General features: G+C 71.5%; 19 protein-coding genes and 1 pseudogene. 15 read left to right on the top strand and 5 right to left on the bottom strand.

Annotation, left to right across the window (positions count from 1 at the left end; genetic code table 11):
* The coding region (locus ACWEPL_RS33725) for an AAA family ATPase (RefSeq protein ID WP_452438582.1) at window positions 1-1157 on the bottom strand (1157 nt) is incomplete at its 3' end.
* A 264-nt stretch (window positions 1158-1421) separates the two neighbouring features.
* Complete coding sequence (locus ACWEPL_RS33720; RefSeq protein WP_363971843.1) at window positions 1422-1670, bottom strand: helix-turn-helix domain-containing protein; 249 nt, start codon at window positions 1668-1670, stop codon at window positions 1422-1424.
* 186 nt (window positions 1671-1856) lie between these two features.
* Between ACWEPL_RS33720 and ACWEPL_RS33715 the strand changes: the two genes are divergently transcribed.
* The 11 genes from ACWEPL_RS33715 to ACWEPL_RS33665 all read left to right on the top strand — a co-directional run bounded on the left by ACWEPL_RS33715 (window position 1857) and on the right by ACWEPL_RS33665 (window position 15913).
* Window positions 1857-2258 (top strand): hypothetical protein, encoded by a 402-nt coding sequence (locus tag ACWEPL_RS33715; protein WP_363971841.1) that lies wholly within the window; start codon window positions 1857-1859, stop codon window positions 2256-2258.
* Between the two features lie 73 nt (window positions 2259-2331).
* The gene (locus tag ACWEPL_RS33710; RefSeq protein WP_452438581.1) at window positions 2332-3147 is read left to right on the top strand and encodes an SGNH/GDSL hydrolase family protein; all 816 of its coding nucleotides are present in this window, start codon (window positions 2332-2334) and stop codon (window positions 3145-3147) included.
* A 158-nt stretch (window positions 3148-3305) separates the two neighbouring features.
* Window positions 3306-4487, top strand: a complete 1182-nt coding sequence (locus ACWEPL_RS33705; RefSeq protein WP_452438580.1) for a cellulose-binding domain-containing protein — start codon at window positions 3306-3308, stop codon at window positions 4485-4487.
* Between the two features lie 29 nt (window positions 4488-4516).
* Entirely contained in the window at window positions 4517-5506 is a 990-nt protein-coding gene (locus ACWEPL_RS33700; RefSeq protein ID WP_452438579.1) for a LacI family DNA-binding transcriptional regulator, read from the top strand.
* The gene (locus tag ACWEPL_RS33695) at window positions 5503-6522 is read left to right on the top strand and encodes a LacI family DNA-binding transcriptional regulator (protein ID WP_452438578.1); all 1020 of its coding nucleotides are present in this window, start codon (window positions 5503-5505) and stop codon (window positions 6520-6522) included. The genes ACWEPL_RS33700 and ACWEPL_RS33695 overlap by 4 nt, the downstream gene beginning before the upstream one ends.
* Window positions 6523-6662: 140 nt before the next feature.
* Window positions 6663-8258 carry a hypothetical protein gene (locus ACWEPL_RS33690; protein WP_452438577.1) on the top strand — a complete coding sequence of 532 codons (1596 nt, stop codon included), beginning with the start codon at window positions 6663-6665 and terminating at the stop codon, window positions 8256-8258.
* On the top strand, window positions 8258-9208 hold the full coding sequence (locus tag ACWEPL_RS33685; protein ID WP_355209366.1) for an ABC transporter permease: 951 nt from the start codon (window positions 8258-8260) through the stop codon (window positions 9206-9208). Before ACWEPL_RS33690 ends, ACWEPL_RS33685 begins: the two co-directional genes overlap by 1 nt.
* Window positions 9205-10104: a carbohydrate ABC transporter permease gene (locus ACWEPL_RS33680; protein ID WP_452438576.1), complete on the top strand. Its 900-nt coding sequence runs from the start codon at window positions 9205-9207 to the stop codon at window positions 10102-10104. The genes ACWEPL_RS33685 and ACWEPL_RS33680 overlap by 4 nt, the downstream gene beginning before the upstream one ends.
* A complete protein-coding gene (locus ACWEPL_RS33675) occupies window positions 10104-10739 on the top strand; it encodes a YesL family protein (RefSeq protein ID WP_452438575.1) in 636 nt (211 codons plus the stop codon). Before ACWEPL_RS33680 ends, ACWEPL_RS33675 begins: the two co-directional genes overlap by 1 nt.
* Window positions 10736-12649: a glycoside hydrolase family 127 protein gene (locus ACWEPL_RS33670; protein WP_452438574.1), complete on the top strand. Its 1914-nt coding sequence runs from the start codon at window positions 10736-10738 to the stop codon at window positions 12647-12649. The genes ACWEPL_RS33675 and ACWEPL_RS33670 overlap by 4 nt, the downstream gene beginning before the upstream one ends.
* A gap of 147 nt (window positions 12650-12796) precedes the next feature.
* Window positions 12797-15913 (top strand): AfsR/SARP family transcriptional regulator, encoded by a 3117-nt coding sequence (locus ACWEPL_RS33665; RefSeq protein ID WP_452438573.1) that lies wholly within the window; start codon window positions 12797-12799, stop codon window positions 15911-15913.
* A gap of 34 nt (window positions 15914-15947) precedes the next feature.
* Here the strand turns inward: ACWEPL_RS33665 and ACWEPL_RS33660 are convergent, their stop codons facing one another.
* The gene (locus ACWEPL_RS33660) at window positions 15948-17186 is read right to left on the bottom strand and encodes a cytochrome P450 (RefSeq protein ID WP_452438572.1); all 1239 of its coding nucleotides are present in this window, start codon (window positions 17184-17186) and stop codon (window positions 15948-15950) included.
* 24 nt (window positions 17187-17210) lie between these two features.
* Between ACWEPL_RS33660 and ACWEPL_RS33655 the strand changes: the two are divergent.
* The 4 genes and pseudogenes from ACWEPL_RS33655 to ACWEPL_RS33640 all read left to right on the top strand — a co-directional run.
* Window positions 17211-17468, top strand: a pseudogene (locus ACWEPL_RS33655) (helix-turn-helix domain-containing protein); the annotation flags it as partial.
* A 178-nt stretch (window positions 17469-17646) separates the two neighbouring features.
* Window positions 17647-17868: a hypothetical protein gene (locus ACWEPL_RS33650; RefSeq protein WP_452438584.1), complete on the top strand. Its 222-nt coding sequence runs from the start codon at window positions 17647-17649 to the stop codon at window positions 17866-17868.
* Window positions 17869-17946: 78 nt separating this feature from the next.
* Entirely contained in the window at window positions 17947-19521 is a 1575-nt protein-coding gene (locus ACWEPL_RS33645) for a choice-of-anchor I family protein (protein ID WP_452438571.1), read from the top strand.
* A 134-nt stretch (window positions 19522-19655) separates the two neighbouring features.
* A complete protein-coding gene (locus ACWEPL_RS33640; protein WP_350734111.1) occupies window positions 19656-19787 on the top strand; it encodes a hypothetical protein in 132 nt (43 codons plus the stop codon).
* A 60-nt stretch (window positions 19788-19847) separates the two neighbouring features.
* On the opposite strand, the gene ACWEPL_RS33635 is transcribed toward ACWEPL_RS33640, so the two are convergent.
* Complete coding sequence (locus tag ACWEPL_RS33635) at window positions 19848-20252, bottom strand: hypothetical protein (protein ID WP_350734113.1); 405 nt, start codon at window positions 20250-20252, stop codon at window positions 19848-19850.
* A 32-nt stretch (window positions 20253-20284) separates the two neighbouring features.
* Complete coding sequence (locus ACWEPL_RS33630) at window positions 20285-21571, bottom strand: DUF6745 domain-containing protein (RefSeq protein WP_452438570.1); 1287 nt, start codon at window positions 21569-21571, stop codon at window positions 20285-20287.
* Window positions 21572-21576: the final 5 nt, after the last annotated feature.

Here is a 21576-nt window from a genome sequence, read left to right as displayed (position 1 = left end):
AGCCCGACCGCCCGTTCCAGGAAGGCCGCGGCGGCGGCCAGACCGCCGCGGGCCTGGGCGCGCCCGGCCGAGCGTTCGAGCTCGGCGGCGATGCTCTCGTCGGGGTGGGCGGCGCTCTGCGCGCGGTGCCAGGCCCGCCGGTCCGGGTCGGTGGCGGCGTCGGTCGCCTCCGCCAGCGCCCGGTGGGCCTGCCGGCGCTCCCTCGGGACGGCCGCGTTGTACACCGCGGAACGGACGAGCGGATGCCGGAAACGTACCCGGTCGCTGAAGTCGATCAGTTCGTCGGCCTCGTCGACCGCCGTGGTGTCGACGCCGAGCATGTCGGCGGCGCGCCACAGCAGGGCCGGATCGCCGAGGGGTTCGGCGGCGGCCAGCAGCAGCATCATCCGGCTGGCGGCCGGCAGGCCGTTCAGCCGGCGCTGGAAGCCGTCCTCGAGGCGGCCCGCCAGCGACTGCCCGCTCGCCGCCGCCACGAATCCGCCCGCGGACGCGGCGCGGGGCAGTTCGAGCAGGGCCAGCGGGTTCCCCCGCGACTCGAACAGGATCCGGTCGCGCACCTCCTCGTCCAGCGGCCCTGGGACCACCCGGCTGATGAGGGTCCGCGCCTCGGAGTCCCGCAGTCCGCCGACCTCCATCACGGGCAGGCCCGGCAGCACGCCGGTCTCGCCGGAGTCACGGACGGCGAAGACGCAGGCCACGCTCTCGGCCATGAGGCGGCGGGCCACGAAGGTGAGAACCTGCGCCGAAGCGCGGTCGAGCCACTGGGCGTCGTCGATCACGCACACGAGCGGACGCTCGTCGGCGGCCTGGGCCAGGAGGTTGAGTACGGCGAGGCTGATGAGGAACTGGTCGGGAGCGGGCCCGGCGCGCATCCCGAAGGCGGTCCCGAGCGCGTCACGCTGGGGTTCGGGCAGGGTGTCGAGGAGGTCCAGCATCGGCACGCACAGCTGGTGGACGGCCGCGAAGGGCAGCTCCATCTCCGACTGGACCCCTGTCGCGGCCACCACCCGGCACCCGGCGGACTTCGCGATCAGGTGGTCCAGCAGCGCCGACTTGCCGACTCCGGCCTCGCCGCGCAGCACCAGCACCCGGCTCTCGCCGCCGCGGACGTCCGCGAGCAGCCGGTCGAGCGTCGCGCACTCCGCCTCTCGGCCCACCAGCCACCCCGGCCGCGGGGTTCCGCCTGTCGCGGACCACCCACCCCCAAGATCAGCCTTATCCGACATCCCCGCCATATCTTCCGCACCACGCATCACCGGCGATACCGGGACCGACTTTCATCTAATGCAATATCTCATCCAGACGGCCTGATCAACGAACCGGCTGGATGGCGCCGCGCGGCGGCGAGCATGGATGCGGCGAACGGCGTGTTCGACGGGGAGGGTGCGGACTTTGTCAGGCGTTGTCGCGGGGAGGAGCGGTCACTTCCCGGTACGGCGGGCGGGCAGCGGCCCGATCAGGTCGTCCATCGTGCAGCCGAGGATGTCCAGCAGCGCCATCAGCGTGCGGAGGCTGAGCCGTTCCGGCTTGCCGACCACGAGCCGGTACACCTGGCTCGGCGACAGATCAACACCGCGAGCGGCCAGCAGGGGACGCAGCTCCACGGTGGAGGACATGCCGCGCTCGGCCATGACCTCGCGAAGACGCCAGCAATAGTCCAGATCGGCCATCGCCTGTCAGCCCCCTTCTCTTCTGCCGGGACAGGATCCACCTGTCCGCGCCGCCTTCGCATCCGTGACGTCCCTAGCGTGACCGTCGTCGATGACTGGTAGGCCCACCAAAATCCGGACATCGACCAGGAACTTCTCGGGGGCTGTCACAAGCCGCGAGGTACCGAACACCGGAAAGGTCCACTCATGAGCGAGCAGCCCGTCATCGTCCTGGTCCACGGCGCCTTCGCCGAATCGGCCGGCTGGAACCGCGTCATCCCGCGCCTGCACGATCATCGGTTGACCGCCGTCGCCGCGGCGAACCCGCTGCGTAGCGTGGAGGGCGACGCCGCGTACGTGCGTGACGTGATCAACGGGATCGGCCGTCCGGTCGGCCGCGCCACCGAGCCGCCTGATCCGGCGGCACCGGGGCCGGCAGTCGCGCCGATGAGACCCATCCGGCACGGGACTCGCCTGTTGAAGGGTCCTCGCGGGCCGTGGGTTCTGCCGTGGTTATGGGGTTTTGCGTGGAGTGTCCAGCGTAAGCTGATGCATCTCGCTCACGCTGCCGCAGGCGGCCGGTACGGTGACGCGGGGCTGAGACGGTAGGGCAGGGGGCGATCGCGTGCGGTGGGCAGGCATCATGCGCGGGCGTCACGGAGCAGGCCGCCGCGATGCCGGCATGACCTGGCGGTTCAGAGGGGTCGCGGTGGTCGCGGTCCTCGCCGTGGCCTGGAGCGTCGCGCTCGAGACCGTCCCGATCGCGAGAGTGGCGAGGGACGCGCGAGCCGGTGAGACGGTCGCCACCCCGCACCCCATCCCGGCGGCGGTGACCTCCATCGTGGGGCTGGGCGATTCGGTGCCTGCGGGCTCCGCGTGTGACTGCGACACCTTCGTCTCGCTGATCAGGAAGACCCTGGCGACCAGGCAAGGCACCGGCGTCGCCGTCGACAACCTGGCCACCGGAGGGCTCACCTCGCAGGGGCTGCTCGATCAGATGGACGGCGGGTCGGCGACGGACGCCATCGTGAAAGCCGACCTGGTGATCATCACCATCGGCGCCAACGATTTCGACAGCGACGCGCTCGAGGACGACGACTGCGGTCCCCGCGCGGGGCTGGCCTGCTACAGGAACGACCTCGCGCGGCTGCGCGCCAACGTGGACGGCATCCTCGGCAAGGTTCGCGCGCTGCAGGCCCGCCCGCGCAGCCGGATCGTCGTGACCGGCTACTGGAACGTGTTCCTGGACGGCGACAGCGCCCGGGCCAAGGGGACGGCGTACGTGTCGAACAGCGACGCCCTCACGCGCGTCGTGAACCGGACCCTCGCCGGTGCGGCCGCGGCGAAGGGCGCGCGTTACGTCGACGTCTACGGCCCGTTCAAGGGGGACGGCTCCCGGGACGACACCCCGCTGCTGGCCGCCGACGGCGACCACCCCAACGCCGCCGGACATCGGGTCATCGCCGACTCCATCCTGTCCGCCCTCGCCGCGGGCTGATCCCGTGCGGCCGGGATGAAAGGTTCAGCGGTGAGCTCCCTGGTCAGGTGCGTAGGGAGCGGGTGCGGGGTTGACACTTCGGCGTGATCCCGCGAACCATCGTCTTCAAGAGACGGTTTGGGAGCGCTCCCATACGGACCCCGAAGGCGAGCGATGTCATGTCCGGTCCCCACACGCTGTCTGCCCGGCTCTGGGCAGTCGTCGCCTGCGTCGCCGTGGCGATCGGCGGCATCGCCGCCGTGACCGCCCCCGCTTCCGCGGACACCGGGTGCAAAGTGGACTACACCGTGAACTCCTGGCAGGGCGGCTTCACCGCGCAGGTGAAGGTCACGAACCTGGGGACGGCGCTCAGCGGGTGGCGGCTGCGGTGGACGTACACCGGGGACCAGCGGGTGACGAGCGCGTGGAACGCGCAGGTGGAGCAGAACGGCCGGGTCGTGACGGCGGCCAACGTCGCGTGGAACGGCGCGCTGGCCACGGGCGGCAGCGCCGAGTTCGGCCTGCAGGCCACCTGGTCGGCGGCCAACCCCGCGCCCACCGACTTCACGCTCAACGACGCGGCCTGCAACGGCACCACCACCCCGAGCCAGACCCCCACCGTCACGCCCACCGTAACGCCCACTGTCACCCCCACGGTCACCCCCACGGTGCCGCCCGGCTGCTCGGGGGCGACGGTCTGCTCCGGGTTCGAGGACCAGGCGGGCAGCCCGTCCGGCGACTGGCAGGTCGTCACCCCCAACTGCGCCGGCACCGGCACGGCCGTGATCGACACCGCGATCGCGCACAGCGGCGGCAAGTCCCTGCGGGTCAACGGGGGCGGCGGCTACTGCAACCACCTTTTCGTCGGCACCACCCGCGACGTCTCCCGCGTCGGCCCGGTGGTCTACGCCAGGATGTGGGTCCGGCACACGACCGCCCTGCCCGCGACGCACGTCAGCATGATCACCATGGCCGACGCCAATGACGGCAACCGCGACCTGCGCATCGGCGGCCAGAACGGCGCCCTGCAGTGGAACCGCGAGTCCGACGACGCCACCCTGCCCGAGCAGAGCCCGGCGGGCGTCGCGCTCAGCACCGCGCTTCCCGTCAACCGCTGGGTCTGCCTGCGCTACGAGATCGACACCACCAAGCAGTCGATGCGTACGTACCTGGACAACCAGGAAGTCGCCGGCCTGCGCGTGGACGGCACCCCGACGCAGGACATCGACTCCCAGTGGCTGCGCCGCGCCACCGCGCCGCGCCCGGCCACGCTGCGGCTGGGCTGGGAGAGCTACGGCAGCGACCAGGACACCCTCTGGTACGACGACGTGGCGCTCGGCTCGGCACCCCTGGCCTGCTGATCACAAACCGAATGCTGAGAAGTCCTACCGTGACCTACGCTGTTCGCATGCGCGTGACGATGCGGGAGGTGGCCGATCGGGCGGGCGTCTCGATCAAGACCGTGTCACGTGTGGTGAACGGCGAGCCGCACATCCGTCCGGAGAAGGTGAGCCGGGTGCATGCGGCGATCGACGAGCTCGGCTGGGTCCCCAACCGGGCCGCCAGGACGCTCAGGACCGGGCAGGTCGGGGTGGTCGGCATCGCCGTCACCGAGCTGCGCCGCCCGTATCTCGCGGGACTCGTCGAAGCCCTGGTCACCGAGGCCGATCGCTGGGGGATGCTCGCCGCGGTCGAGCCGACGCACGGCGATCCGGCCCGGGTGGCGGCGGTGCTCGCCGCCCGGGGGAAGACGTTCGACGGCGTGGTGCTGATCGGGCCGGTCGGTGACGGGCTGGACGACCGCCCGGTGGTCGTCGTGCAGGGCGGCGCGGCCGAGGTGGACCGGGTTGAGGTGGATCGCGTTCAGGAGGACGTCGCGGAGGCGGCGGCCCTGATGGCCCGCCACCTCGCCGTCATGGGCCGGTCCCGCCCGGCGTTGCTCGGCGCGCATCAGGATGAGCTGCGCGCCTGTCTCGACCGATCCGGTCCGGTGCCCGTGCCGTGCGCGGATCTCGGCGAGGTGGCCGACCGGCGCGCGGGAGCGCGGGCCGCCGTACAGGTGCTGGAGCGGCACCCGGACGTCGACGTGCTGCTGTGCGTCAACGACGAGGTGGCGCTCGGGGCTCTCGCGGCGCTCGTCAAGCACGGGGTGGACGTCCCCGGACGGGTGGCGGTCGCCGGCTACGGCAACCTGGAGGACGGGCGGTTCTCGACGCCGTCGCTCACCACGATCGACCCGGGACCGGCCCGGCTGGCGCGCAGCGCGCTGGAGCTGCTCGCCGATCGCCTCGCCGGCACGGCGCCGCGACAGCCGCGCGCGGTGGTCTCCCCGGTCGAGCTGATCCGGCGTGAGTCCACGCTCGGCCGGGACCCGCGGTGAAGCGCCCGACGCTGGCGGATGTCGCCGTGCGGGCCGGGGTCTCGGCGAAGACCGTGTCCAACGTCCTGCTCGGCCGCCCGCATGTCTCGGCCGCCACCCGGGCCAAGGTCCAGGCCGCGGTCGAGGAGGTCGGCTACGAGGCGGGACACGCCACGAGCCAGGCCGGGCGCGGGCTCGCCTCCGGCCGGACCGGCCGGATCGCCGTCGTCGTGCCGAACCTCTACCAGCCGTACTTCGCGGAGAACGCCGAGCGGCTCATCCTCGCCCTGGCCGAGTGCGGGTTCACCAGCACGCTGCGGATCGCCAACGGCGGGGAGCGCGAGCGCGACGCGGTGCTCGGCGTGACGACCGCCGACGTCGACGGCGTCATCATCTGCCCGCACCACCTGTCGGACGAACTGCTCGCCGGCGCGGCGCCGCGGCGCCCGGCGGTGGCCCTGGGCGGCGCGCCGATCAAGACGCTCGACGGTGTGCTGATGGGGGAGCACGCGGGCTTCCTGGCGATCACCCGGCACCTGCTGGCCACCGGCCGGCGGCGGCTCGCGTTCGTGTGGAACGGTCCGGCGGGCGCAGTCCCGACCGGGGACCGCTACTCCGGGTTCGTGGCCGCTCTGGAGGAGCACGGCATCGAGCATGATCCTTCGCTCGTAGCCTACAGCTCCGACTGGGACCGCAGGGCCTCGGGCTACGAGGCGATGGTGGGGCTGCTGCGGCGCTCCGGCCCCAGGTTCGACGCCGCGGTCTGCGTCAACGACACGATCGCCGTGGGCGTGCTGAAAGCCCTGCGCGCGCACGCCATCCGCATCCCCGAGGACGTCGCGGTCACCGGCTTCGACGACACGGACGAGGGCGAGTTCACCATCCCGTCGTTGTCGTCGGTGAGCCCCGACCAGGGCGAGATGGTGGCCGCCGCCGTCCACCTGCTCATCGAGCGCCTCGACGGGTACGACGGCGCGGCCCGGCAGGTGCACACCGGTGTGCACCTGCTGATTCGCGACTCGTCCGGGCAGGCCTGACCCCCTCCGCACCCCTCGACGCGGTCACTTCTTCCCCTGATTGTCTTGTCATTGACAACGCTGAATGACGGCCCCTAACATCGCTGAAACATTCACCGAGATCTCGGTCACACCCCTCCGTCCCCCCTCAGGAGGACCGCATGGCCACCTCACCGGCTCTGTCCCGCCGGGCCTTCGTCGTCGCGGCCGGCCTCACCGCACTCGCGGGTTGCTCCGGCAAGAACTCCGGCGATCCGAACACGTTGCGGATCTTGGTCAACAAGCATCCGCTGACCAAGCCGATGAGCACGATGGAGTGGCCCAAACAGCTGGAGAAGATCGCGGGCGTGAAGATCCAGTGGCAGGAGATCTCCGCCGACTGGGACCAGAAGAAGTCCACCATGCTGGCGGCCGGCGACGTGCCGGACCTGATCATCGGCACGAACGCGATCACGAACGCCGACCTGGGCACGTACCGGACGCTCTTCGAGAACCTGGCCGACGACCTGGACGCTCTCCCGAACGTCAAGGCGTTGTTCGCGGCGAAGCCGCAGCTGAAGTCGATGGCCACGCTGACGAGCGGTGAGGTCTACGCGGTCCCGGGCTACAAGCGGTTCTGGCCGACGACCGTGACCCACCAGTACATCAACAAGCAGTGGCTCGACCGGCTCGGCCTGAAGGTCCCCACCACCTGGGACGAGCTCTACACCGTGCTCGTCGCGTTCAAGGAGGAGGACGCCAACGGCAACGGTGACAAGAACGACGAGATCCCGATGGACTGGTCACCGGTCGGCACGGGCGGCTTCGGCTACTTCCAGCCCAGCGTGCTGCTCGGCAGCGTCGGCCTGCCGATCGCGGGCGGCGGCGGCCAGGGCTACTTCCTGGAGGACGGCAAGGTCGGCAACTTCCTCGTCGACGAGCGCTACAAGCAGGTGATCGAGTTCCTCCATCGCTGCTACGCCGCCGGCCTGGTCAGCAAGAACGTCATGACGCAGGACTACTCGGCCTACCAGGCGGTCGGCCGCGGTTCCGGCAAGGTGGCCAAGGTCGGCTTCAGCTGGGGCTGGACGGCCAGCGACCGGTTCGGTGCCGAGCTGGCCGATCAGTACGTCGCGATGGCGCCCCTGCTGGCCAAAGCCGGCCAGACCACCCCGGTGACCTGGACGTACGACTCCAACGGCGAGAACTTCCCGTCGAACCAGATCCTCATGTCCGCCAAGACGAGCAACAAGCAGGCGGCGCTCAAGATCGTCAACGCCCTCTACGACAAGGAGATGTCGCTGCAGGTGCTGTGGGGCGACCTCGGCAAGTACGTCAAGAAGGTCAGCGACAAGGAGTACGAGGTGCTCCCGCCGGCCGACCCCAAGGTCGACCCGTCGACCTGGAAGTGGACGGTCACCATCGCCGACGCCGGCCCGGTCTGGATCCGGGACGACATCGAGGTGAAGCTGCCGGCCGACCTGGACGAGGCCGTCGAGCAGACCGAGCCGCTGCAGAAGGCGCTGGCGAACATGGACGTGGACAAGGACGTCTACCCGTTCCAGTTCATCCAGATGAAGCCCGACGACACCAACCAGCTCGGGCTGAACAACACCACGATGCTCAACACCGCGATGACGAAGTTCGCCGAGTGGATCACCAAGGGCGGCGTCGAGGATCAGTGGGGACAGTACGTCCAGCAGGTCCAGAACGCCGGCCTGCAGAAGAACATCGACATCTACCAGCGCTACTACGACGAGTACGTGAAGACGCGCTGATGGCGGAGTCTCTCGTCGCGGCTCGCAAGCCGGCCGGGGCCCGAAGGATGGGCGCCGGCCGGCACGTCAGGCGGTACTGGCAACTGTGGCTCATGGTCCTGCCGGCCGTCGGGTTCGTCGCCGTGTTCATGTACGTCCCGATGTACGGGATCCAGCTCGCCTTCCGGGAGTTCGACTTCACCGCCGGGCTCACCGGCGGGGACTGGGTCGGCCTGAAGTACTTCCGGCAGTTCTTCGACAGCCCGCTGTTCTGGCCGCTGCTGAAGAACACGTTCGTCATCGCCTTCACCACGCTCGTGGTGGGGTTCGTCGCGCCGATCCTGCTGGCCCTGATGATCAACCAGATCGCCGGCGGCCGGCGCAAAAGGGTCATGCAGACGGCGACGTACCTGCCGCACTTCATCTCGATCGTGGTCATCGTCGGCATGCTGCAGGCGTTCCTCAACCCCTCCACCGGGCTGCTCACCCGGGTCTCCGCCCTGTTCGGCCTCGACGGGGTGAACCTCCTCGGCGACACGGCGGCCTTCGTGCCGGTGTACGTGATCTCCGACGTGTGGCAGCACTGCGGGTGGAACAGCATCATCTACCTCGCCGCGCTCTCGCGGGTCGACCCGCAGCTGTACGAGGCGGCCAAGGTGGACGGCGCGAACCGGCTGCAGCTCATCCGGCACGTCGACGTCCCGAGCATCGTGCCGACCATGGTGATCCTGCTCATCCTCACCATGGGCGGCGTGCTGAACACCGGCTTCGAGAAGGTCTGGTTGATGCAGAACAACCTGAACCTCCCGGTGTCCGAGGTCATCGCGACGTACGTCTACAAGATCGGCATCTTCAGCACGCAGTTCAGCTACGCCACCGCGATCGGCCTCTTCAACACGGTCATCAACTTCGCGTTCCTGATCGCCGCCAACGCGATCGCCCGCCGCGTGTCGAACTGGAGCCTGTGGTGACATTCTTCCGCAAGAAGACACCGGGCGATGTCGTCTTCACGCTGGCGCTCGGCGCGATCTGCGTGGCGGTCCTGTTCGCGGTGGTCTATCCGGTCTACTTCGTGGTGATCGCGTCCGTGAGCAACCCGTCGCTGATCTCCACCGGCGAGGTGTGGCTGTGGCCGAAGGGCGTCAACCTCTTCGGGTACCGGGAGATCTTCAACGACGAGCGGATCTGGACGGGCTACCGCAACACGCTGCTCTACAGCCTCGTCGGGACCGCGCTGAACCTCGTCGTCACCATCCCCGCCGCGTACGCGCTGTCGCGGCCGGAGTTCCGCCCCCGGCGGATCCTCATGCTGTTCTTCGTGTTCACGATGTTCTTCAACGGCGGGCTGATCCCGACGTACCTGCTCTATCGCGATCTCGGCCTGCTGGACAACTGGCTCGTGTTCGTCCTGCCGTCGGCGGTGAACGTCTACAACCTCATCATCGCCCGCGCGTTCTTCGAGCACTCTCTGCCGAAGGAGCTGTTCGAGGCGGCGATGATCGACGGCGTGTCCTACCTGCAGTATTTCGCCAGGGTCGCGCTGCCGCTGTCCAAGGCGATCGTCTCGGTCATCGGCCTGTACTACCTGGTCCAGCACTGGAACGACTTCTTCACCGGCATGGTGTTCGTCCGGGACAACGCGCTGCAACCGCTGCAGATCGTGCTGCGTGACATCCTCCTGTCCAACCAGGCGTTCGCCGGTGGCGTCGGGGCCTCCGGCGGCAGCGGCACCTCCTACGACCAGCAGTACGCCGACCAGATCAAGTACGGCGTGATCGTCGTCTCCAGCCTCCCGGTCCTGGTGCTCTACCCGTTCCTGCAGCGCTACTTCGAGAAGGGCGTGCTCATCGGGTCGGTGAAAGGCTGATGAGACGCGTCCTCACCTGGCACACCAGGGCGGGCGAGGTGGGCCTGCTGCTGCTCAAGCTGCACCTGCTGTGGGTCGTGTGGACCCTGGCCGGCGGCGTCGTGCTCGGCGTCTTCCCCGCGACCGCCGCGGTGTACGGCGTCATCCGCGGCGAGCTCCTGCATTCAGGAGCGCCTCGCGAGTTCCGCCGGCTCTGGCGGCAGGAGTTCCGCACCGCCAACGTGGTGGGCTACGTCTTCGCGGCGGCCTGGGCGGTGCTCCTGGTGGACCGGCGGCTGCTGGAGAGCGCGGACCTCGGCGTCGTCGAGCCGCTGCTCGGCGCGCTGCTCTGGCTGGTCACGCTGTTCGTGTCGTGCATGAGCGCGAACATCTGGATCCTCGCCGCCCACTTCGACGAGGGGCCGGGCGCGCTCGTCCGCCGGAGCGCGATCCTCGTCCTCGCCCGCCCGGTCCAGGCGCTCGTCACGCTGCTCGTCGTCGGCGTGATCCTCTGCGCGTACTACGTCGTCCCGGGGCTGGTCCCGGTCTTCGGCGTGGCCGTACCGGCCTTCGCCTCCTTCGCCTACGTCTGGGGCACCGCGGTCCTTCCCAGGGCCCCGGGCTCATTTCACGACACCCCGTTGGGAACACCATGACCATGACCTCTGCCGCCGCCTTGCGTCGCGAGCCGCTGCCGCTGACCGCGGTCACCATCGACGACGCGTTCTGGGCGCCGCGCCGCGAGCTGATCCGTACCCGTACGCTGCGGCACCAGGAGGGCCAGCTGCGCCGGCCCGGACAGCAGTTCGACGCCCTGAGCCTGTCCTGGCGGCCGGGGGACCCGGACGAGCCGCACATCTTCTGGGAGAGCGACGTCGCCAAGTGGATCGAGGCCGCCAGCTACTGCCTGGCCACCACCGACGACCCCGAGCTCGACCGGGCCGTCGACGAGGCGATCGAGCTGCTGGCCGGCGCGCAGCAGGACGACGGCTACCTCAACGTGTACTTCACCGTCGTCAAGCCGGGGGAGCGGTTCACCGACCTCCGCGACGCCCACGAGCTGTACTGCGCCGGTCACCTCATCGAGGCCGGGGTCGCCCACTTCGAGGCGACCGGCAAGACCCGGCTGCTCGACATCGTGCGCCGCTACGCCGACCTGATCGACACCGTCTTCAGCCCCGACGGCCCCCGCGCCGGCGGCTACTGCGGGCACCAGGAGATCGAGCTCGCGCTGGTCAAGCTCTACCGTGCGACCGGCGAGCGCCGCTACCTCGACCTCGGCCGGCGGTTCATCGACTGGCGCGGGGAGGAGCCCTACTACTTCGAGGCCGAACTGCGGCGGCGCGGCACCCCCGGCTACTTCGGCACCAGGCTCCCCCGGAAGCCCAGGGACCTGCGGCGCTTCCGCGAGTACAACCAGAGCCACCTGCCCGCGGCCGACCAGGCCGAGGCCGTCGGTCACTCGGTCCGCGCCATGTACATGTACAGCGCGATGACCGACCTGGCCGGCGAGTACGGCGACGACCGGCTGCTCCAGGCCGTGCGCCGGCTGTGGGCCGACGTCACGGAAAAGAAGCTGTACGTCACCGGCGGGCTCGGCTCCGACCCGAGCATCGAAGGCTTCGGGCCCGCGTACGACCTGCCCGACGCCCACGGCTACGCCGAGACCTGCGCCGCGATCGGCCTCGTCCAGTGGGCCCGGCGCATGAGCAACCTCACGGGCCACGGCCACTACGTCGACGCCCTCGAACGCGCCCTGTACAACGGCGTCCTCAGCGGCGCCTCCGCCGACGGCACCCGCTACTTCTACGGCAACCCCCTCGCCAGCCACGGCACCGTGACCCGGCAGGAATGGTTCGACTGCGCCTGCTGCCCGCCCAACCTCGCCCGGCTGCTCAGCGAGCTCGGCCGCTACGTCTACGCCCAGGGACCCGGCGAGGCCGTCGTCAACCTGTACGTGGCCGGCACCGCCCGCTTCACCTTCGCCGGCGGCGAGGTCACCCTCCGCCAGGACACCGCCTACCCCCGGGAAGGCCGCCTGGCCGTCACCGTCACCCACGCCGACGACGGGGCGGAGTTCACGCTGGCCGTACGTATCCCCGGCTGGAGCCGGCAGCCGGCCGTCACCGTCAACGGCGAGCCCGTTCACCAGCCTGTCCTCCGCGACGGCTACTGCGCCCTCTCCCGCCGCTGGCGGGCCGGCGACGTGGTCGAGATCGACCTCGGCATGGAGGTCCGCCGGACCTGGGCGGATCCCGGCGTCGCCGCCACCGCCGGCAAGGTCGCTCTCGAGCGCGGTCCGATCGTGTTCTGCCTGGAGGGTGTCGACCACGACTGCGCCGTGCACAGCCTCACCCTCGCCCGCGACACCCCCGTCCACGCGGTCCCGGACGAGCGGACCGGCGTCGTCATCCTGAACGCCGACGCCACCGCGGACGCCGAGGCCGACGGTTCGCTGTACGGCGACCGACCTCCCGCCCGGCGCGGCGTCACGCTGACCGCCGTGCCGTACTTCTCCTGGGCCAACCGCGGCCTCTCCGACATGACCGTCTGGATCCGGGAGTGAAAGGGAAGCGTTGAAGTAGCCTCCGGCCGACGGGATCCCGCCTGATCCTGGTGATTGGGCGGGATCTTGCCATCACTCCCGTACCCCCGTCGTACGATCATCACTCGCCGGCATCGCAGCGGAGGAATCGGGACGTGAAGGGGGCACATGGAATCGGAGGTGCGCTTCGCGCTGCTCGGGCCGGTGTCGGTCGACGGGCCTGACGGGCCGATCGCGCTGGGCTCACCGAAACAGCGGACAGTGCTGGCCGCCCTGCTGCTCCACGCGAACCGCACGGTGTCGGACGACCGGCTCGTCGACCTGATCTGGGGCGAGCAGTCTCCGCGTACGGCGGTTTCGCGCCTGCAGGTCTACGTCCACGAGCTGCGAGCGCTGGTCGGCAAGGAGCGCATCGGCCGCGTCGGCGCCGGCTACCGCATCCACGCTGGCGCGGACGAGCTCGACCTGCAGCTGTTCGAGCAGTACAGAGCCGCCGCGCGCGCCGACGCGGAGGAGGGTCGCCACACCGACGCCGCGGCCCGGTTGCGCGCCGCGGCGGGGCTGTGGCGCGGGCCCGCGCTGGCAGGGGCCGGCGCCCAGCTGATCCACCAGGAACGTCCGGGCCTCGAGGACAGGCGGATCTGCGCCCTGGAGGAGCTGTACGACTCCGAACTGGCGGCCGGGCGGCACGCCGAGATCGTCGGCGAGCTGCACACGACGGTGGCCGAGCACCCGCTGCGCGAGCGGCTGCTGGGACAGCTCATGCTGGCCCTGCACCGGTGCGAGCGCCGCGGCGAGGCGCTGGCCGTCTACCGGGAGGCGAGACGGCGGCTGGTCGACGAACTGGGCATCGAGCCCGGCCGCCCCCTGCGCGAGCTGCACCAGCGGCTCCTGCGGGACGACGAACCGGACTTACCGGGGGAGGGCCTGCAGCCGGCGCCTCCTCCGCCGCGACGAGAACCCCTCGTCGCACGGCCGGCCGAGTTGCCCAGGGACGTGCCCGAGTTCGCCGCCCGCGACGCGGAGCTGGCGTGGCTGAACGAGTGCCTGGCCGGCGGCGACGGCGTGTGCGTGCTGAGCGGCACGGCCGGCATGGGCAAGACGGCCCTCGCGTTGCGCTGGGCGCACCAGGCCAAGGACCGCTTCCCCGACGGGCAGCTCTACATCGACCTGCGCGGTTACGACCCGGACCACGAGCCGCTGACCACGACGGCGGCGCTGACCCGGCTGCTGGTCTCGCTCGGCGTCGATCCCGAACGGGTGCGGGGCGGGTTCGAGACCCAGCTCGGCCTCTATCGCTCGCTGCTGTCGGGGCACTCGTTCCTGCTGCTCCTGGACAACGCCCGCGCGGCGGCCCAGATCGAGCAGCTCCTGCCCCCGAACGGCGTGGCGCTCGTGACCAGCAGGCACCGCCTGGGCGAGCTGGTGGCGTTCGCGGGTGCCAGGCAGCACTCGCTCGGCCCGTTGTCCGAGGCGGACGGCCGGGCGCTGCTGGACGGCGTGCTCGGGCCGGCGGGCGGCCCGGCCGAGTCGGACGCGCGCGGCGAGCTGGTACGCGCGTGCGGCGGGCTGCCGCTCGCGCTGCGCATCGCCGCCGCGAACGCCGCCGCCCGGCCCGAGGACGGCACCGCGGCGGTCGCGGCGGAGCTGGCCGCCGGCAACCCGCTGGCGGGGCTCACCGTGGACGGCGCCAAGGACAACGCCGTCACCGTCGCCTTCTCCGCCTCCTACCGCGTGCTCGCCCCCGCCGAGCAGCGGGTCTTCCGCCTGCTCGGGCTCGTGCCCGGCCCCGATGTCACCGTGGCGGCCGCGGCGGCGGTCACCGGCCTCCCGCGGGACGCGGCCCGCGCCTCGCTCAAGGCCCTGGCCGCGGCCCACCTGCTCGAACACCACATCACCGACCGCTACCGCTTCCACGACCTGGTCCGCCTGTACGCGGTGGCGGAAGCCGGGCGCGATCCCGAGCGCGAGCCGGCCTGGCAGCGCCTGTTCGAGCACTACCTGGAACTGGGCGCGGCCATCGCCGCCCGGTGCGCGCCCGGCGAGTCCCTGCTCTCCGGTCCGCAGCCGGGCCCGGACGCCCGTGAGCTGCCGTCCCCCGAGGCGGCCGACGTCATCAATCTGCTGGCCGCGCTGAGGCGCGCGATCGAGCGGGATCCCGGCCCGGCCGTCTGGCGCCTGGCCGACATGGTCCGCGCCATCTGTGCCCGTACCGGACGCATCGGTGAGTGGATGGAGATCGCGCCGACCCTGCTGGAGGCCGCCTCCGCGCACGACGTCCCGGCCGTGACCGCCATGCTGCACACCGGCATGGGCGACGGCCTCTTCCGCGTCGGCCGCCGTGAGGAGGCCGTCGGTCATCTGGAGCAGGCCGTCCGCATCGCCCGCGAGAGCGGCGATCGGGAGGGCGAGGCGGCGGCCAGGATGGGGCTGAGCTTCGCGCGGGCGTGGACGGGCGACCTCGTCGAGGCGATGGCCGACAACGTACGGGCCGCGCAGCTCTTCGGCGAGCTCGGCTCGGTGCCCGGCCACGTCCGGGCACTCCACGCGCTCGGCTACCAGTACCACCACCTGGGCCGGCTGGACCTGGCCGAGGACTACTGCAGGCAGGCACTCGCGCTGAGCCGGCGCCACGATCTGCCCTACGCCGAGGGGGCCGATCTGCGGCAGCTGGGCGCCGTGCTCCTCGACCAGGGCCGGTACGGCGAGGCGGAGACCTGCCTGCGGCAGTCGGTCGCCCTGATCACCTCGATAGGCGGCCACGGCGCGGCCACGACGCAGATCTGGATCAGCCGGCTGCACTGGGAGAACGGCCGGTGGGCGCAGTCGCGGGACGAGGCGCTGGCGGCGCTCGGCGTGTGCCGCGGCCAGGGCGACCGGCTGGTGGAGGCGGCGGCGCTGGTCGCCCTGGCCGACGCCGGGGTCCGCCTCGGCCTGACGACAGAGGCCGCGGACAGCCTGGACCTGGCCGACGGCCTCATCGGCGCGGGCGGCCTGAACTGGCATCTGGCCTACGCGCTGCTCGCCCGCGCCCGGCTGCTCGAAGCCGTGGGCGACCAGGAGGGCGCCGTCCGCCACGCGCTGCGGGGCCACGCCGTGGCGGCCGAGAGCACGTACCGGCTGCCGGAGCTGGCCGCGCTGACGGAGCTGGCCAAGCTGGAACGGCGACGAGGCGACCGCGAGGCGGCGGAGCACCGGGCCGGCGAGGCCTTGCGGCTGTGCCGGCAGATCGGACACGCACCCTGCGAGAAGAAGCTCGCGCTGCTGCTGGAGGACGCGAGGTAGGTTTCCCCTCCCAGGATGCGCGCGGACCGGCCCCTCAAGGTGCGACGGCGTCAAACTCGATCATGAGCTGGCGGGGGCCGCGCAGCGCTGGGTTGGGCCGGTACGGCGGCGGGTCCGTGACCAGCCGGGGATTGACCAGCCGGCGGGCCAGCGCGGAGAGCGCCACCTGCGTCTCGCTCCGTGCCAGCGGCGCGCCGAAGCAGTAGTGGATGCCGTTGCCGAAGCCGAGATGCGTGTTGTCGGCGCGGCCGGGATCGAAGCGGTCCGGGTCGGGGAAGCGGTGCGGGTCGCGGCTGCCGGCGGCGAGGACGAGCGCGAGGGGTGAGCCTCGCGGGATGGTGGTGCCGGCGATGTCGATGTCGGCCAGGGTGCTGCGGCCGGTCAGCATGTGCACCGGTGGCTCGTATCGCAGAAGCTCCTCGACCAGCGGGATGCTCAGGTCGGGTTCGTGGCGCAGCCGATCGAGCACGTCGGGGTGGCGCAGCAGGGTGAGCAGGCCGTTGGCGATGAGGTTGACGGTGGTCTCGTGGCCGGCGACCAGCAGCAGCGCGCCGGTGTTGAGCAGGTCGGTACGGGCCATGGGCCCGTGCGGGCCGGTGTCGGTGAGCAGGCCGGAGATCAGGTCGTCGCCCGGTTGGCGGACGCGGGCCTCGGCGAGCGTGTTGAGATATTCGCCCAGTTCGCGGGTGACCTCGCTTCTCCTGCGCTGGCGTTCCTCGAACGTTCCGGTGGTCGGGTCGAAGGCTTCCACGGTGGCGTCGGCCCAGTGGTGGAAGCGCGGCTCGTCCTCGCGTGGCACGCCGAGCAGGTGGCAGATCGCGGCCACGGGCAGCGGGTAGGCGAACTCCGCGACGGCGTCGATGCGGTTCTTGCCGGCGAAGCCGTCGATCAGGCCGTCGGTGACCCCGGCGAGCCAGGGGCGGAGGGCGTCGACGCGCCCGGGCGATTGAGGCGGCCCGAACGGGCGCATCGCCAGTTCCCGCAGCCGGTCGTGCTCGGGCGGGTCGCGGTTGATGAAGGGCAGGAGCAGGCTGTCCTCGGGAGAGGCGGTGGCCTCGGCCACGCCGGGGCGGCTGCGGGGGTCGGAGCTGACCCGCGGATCGTGCAGCAAGGCCACGATCTCCTCGTACGTGCTGACCACGTACGTGCCGTCGGCCTCCCGCGTCACCGGGGTCTTGCGCAGCTCGGCGTACAGCGGGTACGGGTTGGCCCGGTTGGCGGGGTCGAGGACCTGCTGGTAGAGGCTGGCCTGTGCCATGACGATGCCTTTCATGAACTCCGCGCGGGCAAGGTCGCTGTGGCTGCCCGGTGCGCCGCCCGCCGCACCGGAACCTTCCCGCCCCACCCTGTGCCTTGCATCAGGTACCGGCCAAACCTCCGCAAGCAATCAGGCGCTGCGCCGTCATCGCATGCGGCACGACTGACCCTGGAGCAGCTCGCCGAGGCGTCGGGGGTCAGCGTCCGGACGCTGTCGGACATGGAGCGGGGACGCAGCAGGGGACCCCGGCACCGCACCGTCACCGCCCTCGCGGACGCGCTCGCTCTGGACGAGGCCGCCCGCAAACAGCTCATCGACCTGGCGCGGGACGGCCGCCTTCGAGATCACCGGCCCCGCCGGACGCTGGGCGCCGAGACCGCCCGTCCTGCCCCCGCGCGACGGCTCCCTCCACCTCGACCGCGACCAGTTCCACGGCGCGTTCGCCGCCGACCTGCCCGCGCGGCTGGCCGCGTTCATGGCCGACGCGCAGGTCCCCTGGGGTGTGGACGCCCTCGGCGGGGCGGTCACCGAACCGGCCTGGCGGCACAAGCCGAGCTGGTACCTGGTGGCCACCGAGGACCGCATGATCCCGCCCCCGGCATCCGATCGCGGCCACGGACCGGCCCTGGCGGCGCACTGCCAGGGCCCGGGCCGGACCGGGCGTCGCGCCTCCGTGCCGCCTGAGCTGCGTGGATGAGGCTCTTCCCAGGTGCAATTCACCGCAAAGACATCCTCCGGCGCTCAAACGGTCATCGGCTGTCGTCACGATCGGCGAATGCACCGCTCACATGCCTTCCGGATGACCGCGGCCGCCGCCGGCGCCGCTCTCTCGCTCGCCTTGCTCGCCGTTCCCGCCCAGGCGACGATTTCGCAGGACAACGGGGCCAAGGGCGTCAGCCTGGCGTTCCTCGGCCGGTTCTCGACCGGGTCGGCCGGCACCGGGGCCTCGGAGATCACCTCCTACGACCCCGCCACCAAGCGCGCCTTCGTGGTGAACGCGCAGGCGGGAACGGTGGACGTCCTCGACATCCGCGACCCGCGCAACCCGAAGCGGGTCACCTCCCTGCCCGCTCCCGGAGCGAACAGCGTCGCGGTGAGCAAAGGCCTGGTGGCCGTCGCGCAGCAGGCGGCGAAGAAGACCGGCCAGGGGAAGGTGACGCTCTTCCAGGCCGGTTCCGGCAAGAAGCTCAAGGAGTTCCCCGTGGGGGCGCTTCCCGACATGGTGACCTTCAGCGAGGACGGCCGCCGGCTGGTCGTCGCCAACGAAGGCGAGCCGGAATCGTACTGCGCGGGCGCCGTCGACGACCCCGAGGGGTCGGTGAGCGTCATCGACGTGAGGAGCGGCACCGTACGCACCGCCGACTTCCGGGCGTTCAACGACCGGGCCGACGCGCTCCGGGCCGCGGGCGTGCGCATCTCCGGTCCGGGCGCGACGGTGGCCCAGGACCTGGAGCCGGAGTACATCACCGTGGCCGGTGACACGGCGTGGGTGACGTTGCAGGAGAACAACGCGGTGGCGATCGTCGATCTCGGCCGCGCCAAGGTCCAGCGGATCGTGCCGCTCGGCCTGAAGGACTTCGGCACGGTGGGCCTCGACGCCTCCGACAAGGACGGGAAGATCGACATCCGTCCCCGGGCCGGCGTCAAGGGGATGTACATGCCCGACACGGTCGCGCACTTCCGCTCGAAGGGGGAGACGTACCTCGTCACCGCCAACGAGGGAGACGGTCGTGACTGGGACTGCCACACGGACGAGGTGCGCGTGAAGGACCTGACGCTGTCGGCCGAGGCGTTCCCGAACGCCGCCGCGTTGAAGAAGGACGCGGAGCTCGGCCGCCTGACCGTGGCCGCGGACTCGCCGAAGGACGCCTCGGGCGCCTACCGGCAGCTGAACGCCTTCGGCGCGCGCTCGATCTCCGTACGCTCGGCCACGGGCGCGCTGGTCTGGGACTCGGGGGACGAGCTCGAGCAGCTGATCGCCCGGGAGCTGCCCAAGGAGTTCAACGCCGACAACGAGGAGAACGACTCCTTCGACAGCCGCAGCGACAACAAGGGCCCGGAGCCCGAGGGCGTCGCGGTGGGTCAGGTGCGGGGGAGGACGTACGCGTTCGCCGGGCTCGAGCGGGTCAGCGGGGTGGTCGCCTACGACGTGACCGACCCTCGGCGCCCGGCCCTCGTCGACTATCTCAACACGCGCGACTTCGCCGGATCCGTCGAGGACGGGACCGCCGGCGACGTCGGCCCGGAGGGTGTCTTCTTCGTGTCCGCCGGGGACAGCCCGACCCGCCGGCCGCTGCTGATCGTGGGCAACGAGGTGAGCGGGACCACCGCCATCTACGAGATCCGGTAGGTGGCCTCAACCGGCTCCTGACGCGCCGTACGCCGGGGTTCGCGAGGTAACGTCATCGTCACAGGTGCCGCTCGCCGTGATCCGCGCACGTCCCGTTCTCGAATGCGCGGCAGAAACCTGACTGGAGGTCCCTCATGGCCCGACGAATCTCCCTCCTGCTCGTCCTGGCCGTCTCGGCGCTGGCGCTGCTCGCCGGTACCGTTGCCGGGCCCGCCAACGCCGCGACGGCCATCGAGTACGGGCTGATGGCCGCTCTGGTGCCCTGAGAGAAGACAGAAGGGCGGATGTCCGGCATCCGCCCTTCCCGGCCCGACGGCGGACGGCCTTCAGTCGGCGACGAGGCGGGTCTGGTCGGCCTGCTCGCGCTGGCGCCGCAGCTCGTAGGTGCCCGGTGCGATGCCGGTGAAGGCGTGTTCGGGGTGCGCGAGGTAGGCGGTCGCATCGTCGGCCACGGTCAGGACGCCGAGCACCATTCCGCCGCCGAAGCGCTCCGGCGTGAAGAACGCCTTGCCGGTGGAGAGCAGGAGGTGGGTGTTCGCCCCGCCCTGGCCGCGGACGATCGGGACGCCGGCCTCGGGGACTGGGGTGCGGGCCGGGTCCCGCTTGGCCGGTACGACGGCGACATCGCCCTGGAACTGCAGGCCGGACAGGATGGGGATCTCGGCCTGCCGGTCGAGGTGCTCGTCGACGGTGACGCCGAAGGTGGCCATGGCCTGCTCGATGGTAAGCATCTTCTCTCGGGCTCCTTTGCCGGTGGGCGGGGTCAGGATCGTCGTTGCGCGCCGGCGTACTGTGCCGGGGTGAGGCCGTAGGTCCAGGCGGCGGCCTGGATGGGGTCGCTGCAGTCGGCGGGGACGGTGAGGCCGAAGCGGCGGCGGGTGCCGTCCCGCTCGACGGTGCCGTTGGTGCACAGCAGGACCCGCACGTGCGTGGCGTAGATGTCCTCGGGGACGTCGTGCAGGGTGAGGGTCTGGCCGGGGTTGCCGGGGTCGGGTACGGCGGGCCCGATCTGCTCCAGGCCGGCCTCGATGATGAAACGGTCCCAGCCGCGGCGTTCGATGGCGCAGCGGCGGATCTCGGCGTTGGTCTCGCGGAGGATCTCGTCGGTGGTGAGGGTGTCGTCGATGACGGCCCGGGGGACGTGGGTGCCGTGCCAGAAGTAGACCCCGAACCCGTCGGACCAGCCGGCGGTGGGGCCGTCGGCGCGGTGCGGCCGGTGCACGGCCCTGGCGCCCTCGCCGACCTGCTCGAGGTGCAGCTCGGCCGGGCGCGGGCAGAGCATGACGAAGTCGAGGAAGGGCCACCACCACCAGCCGGCGGGCGCGGACCGCGCCGGGTCCTGCTCCGCGGCGCTCTGCCACGGCCCGTCCTCGTCCAGCGGCGCGACCGTGTCCTGTCCGAGGTCGCGCGGTGGGGTCGTGTCCTGGCCGGAGTCGTGCCCTGGGACCGCGTCCTGCCTGAAGCGGTCGACCAGGGGGAGCCAGGTGCCGGAACGCTGGAACGCCAGGTGGGCCCGCCACAGCCGCCGTACCTCGCCGCGGATCGTGTCCTGCCGCGAGCCGCCCACCGCCGCGTCCACCGCCGCCCGCACGGCCGCGTTCGACGCGTCGGCGACCAGGTTCAACACGCCGGCGGGCACATTCCGGCTCTCCTCGCGGGCGGGCACGTCCCGAACGGCCGAGGCCAGCGCGGCGCCCATCCTCGCGGCGATCTCGGCGTGCAGGGCGGTGGCCGCCGCGCCGTGCACCGGATCGCTCGCCGCCCCCTCGGCCGCGACCCGGACCGCGGTACGCACGGCGTGGCCGACGCTCTCACCGGCGGTGTCGTCCACCGCGCGGTAGACGGACTCCAGGACGCGGTTGTTGCGGTGACCGGTGCTCAGGCAGGCCGCGATCGGTGCGGCGAACGCGCCGACGAGCGGCGAGGACACCCACACGACCCGTTCCGGGAACGGGACCCCGATCTCCCGGTAACAGGCGCGGGCGGCGGACTCCCACGCCCGCCTCTCGATGGCGCCGTCGTCGTCCGGCTCGGGACCCGGTGAATTCACGGTGG

The organism is Nonomuraea sp. NPDC004186 (assembly GCF_053603495.1).
The sequence above is the reverse complement of the archived record's forward strand: the minus strand, read 5'-3'. Positions and strand labels throughout refer to the sequence as shown.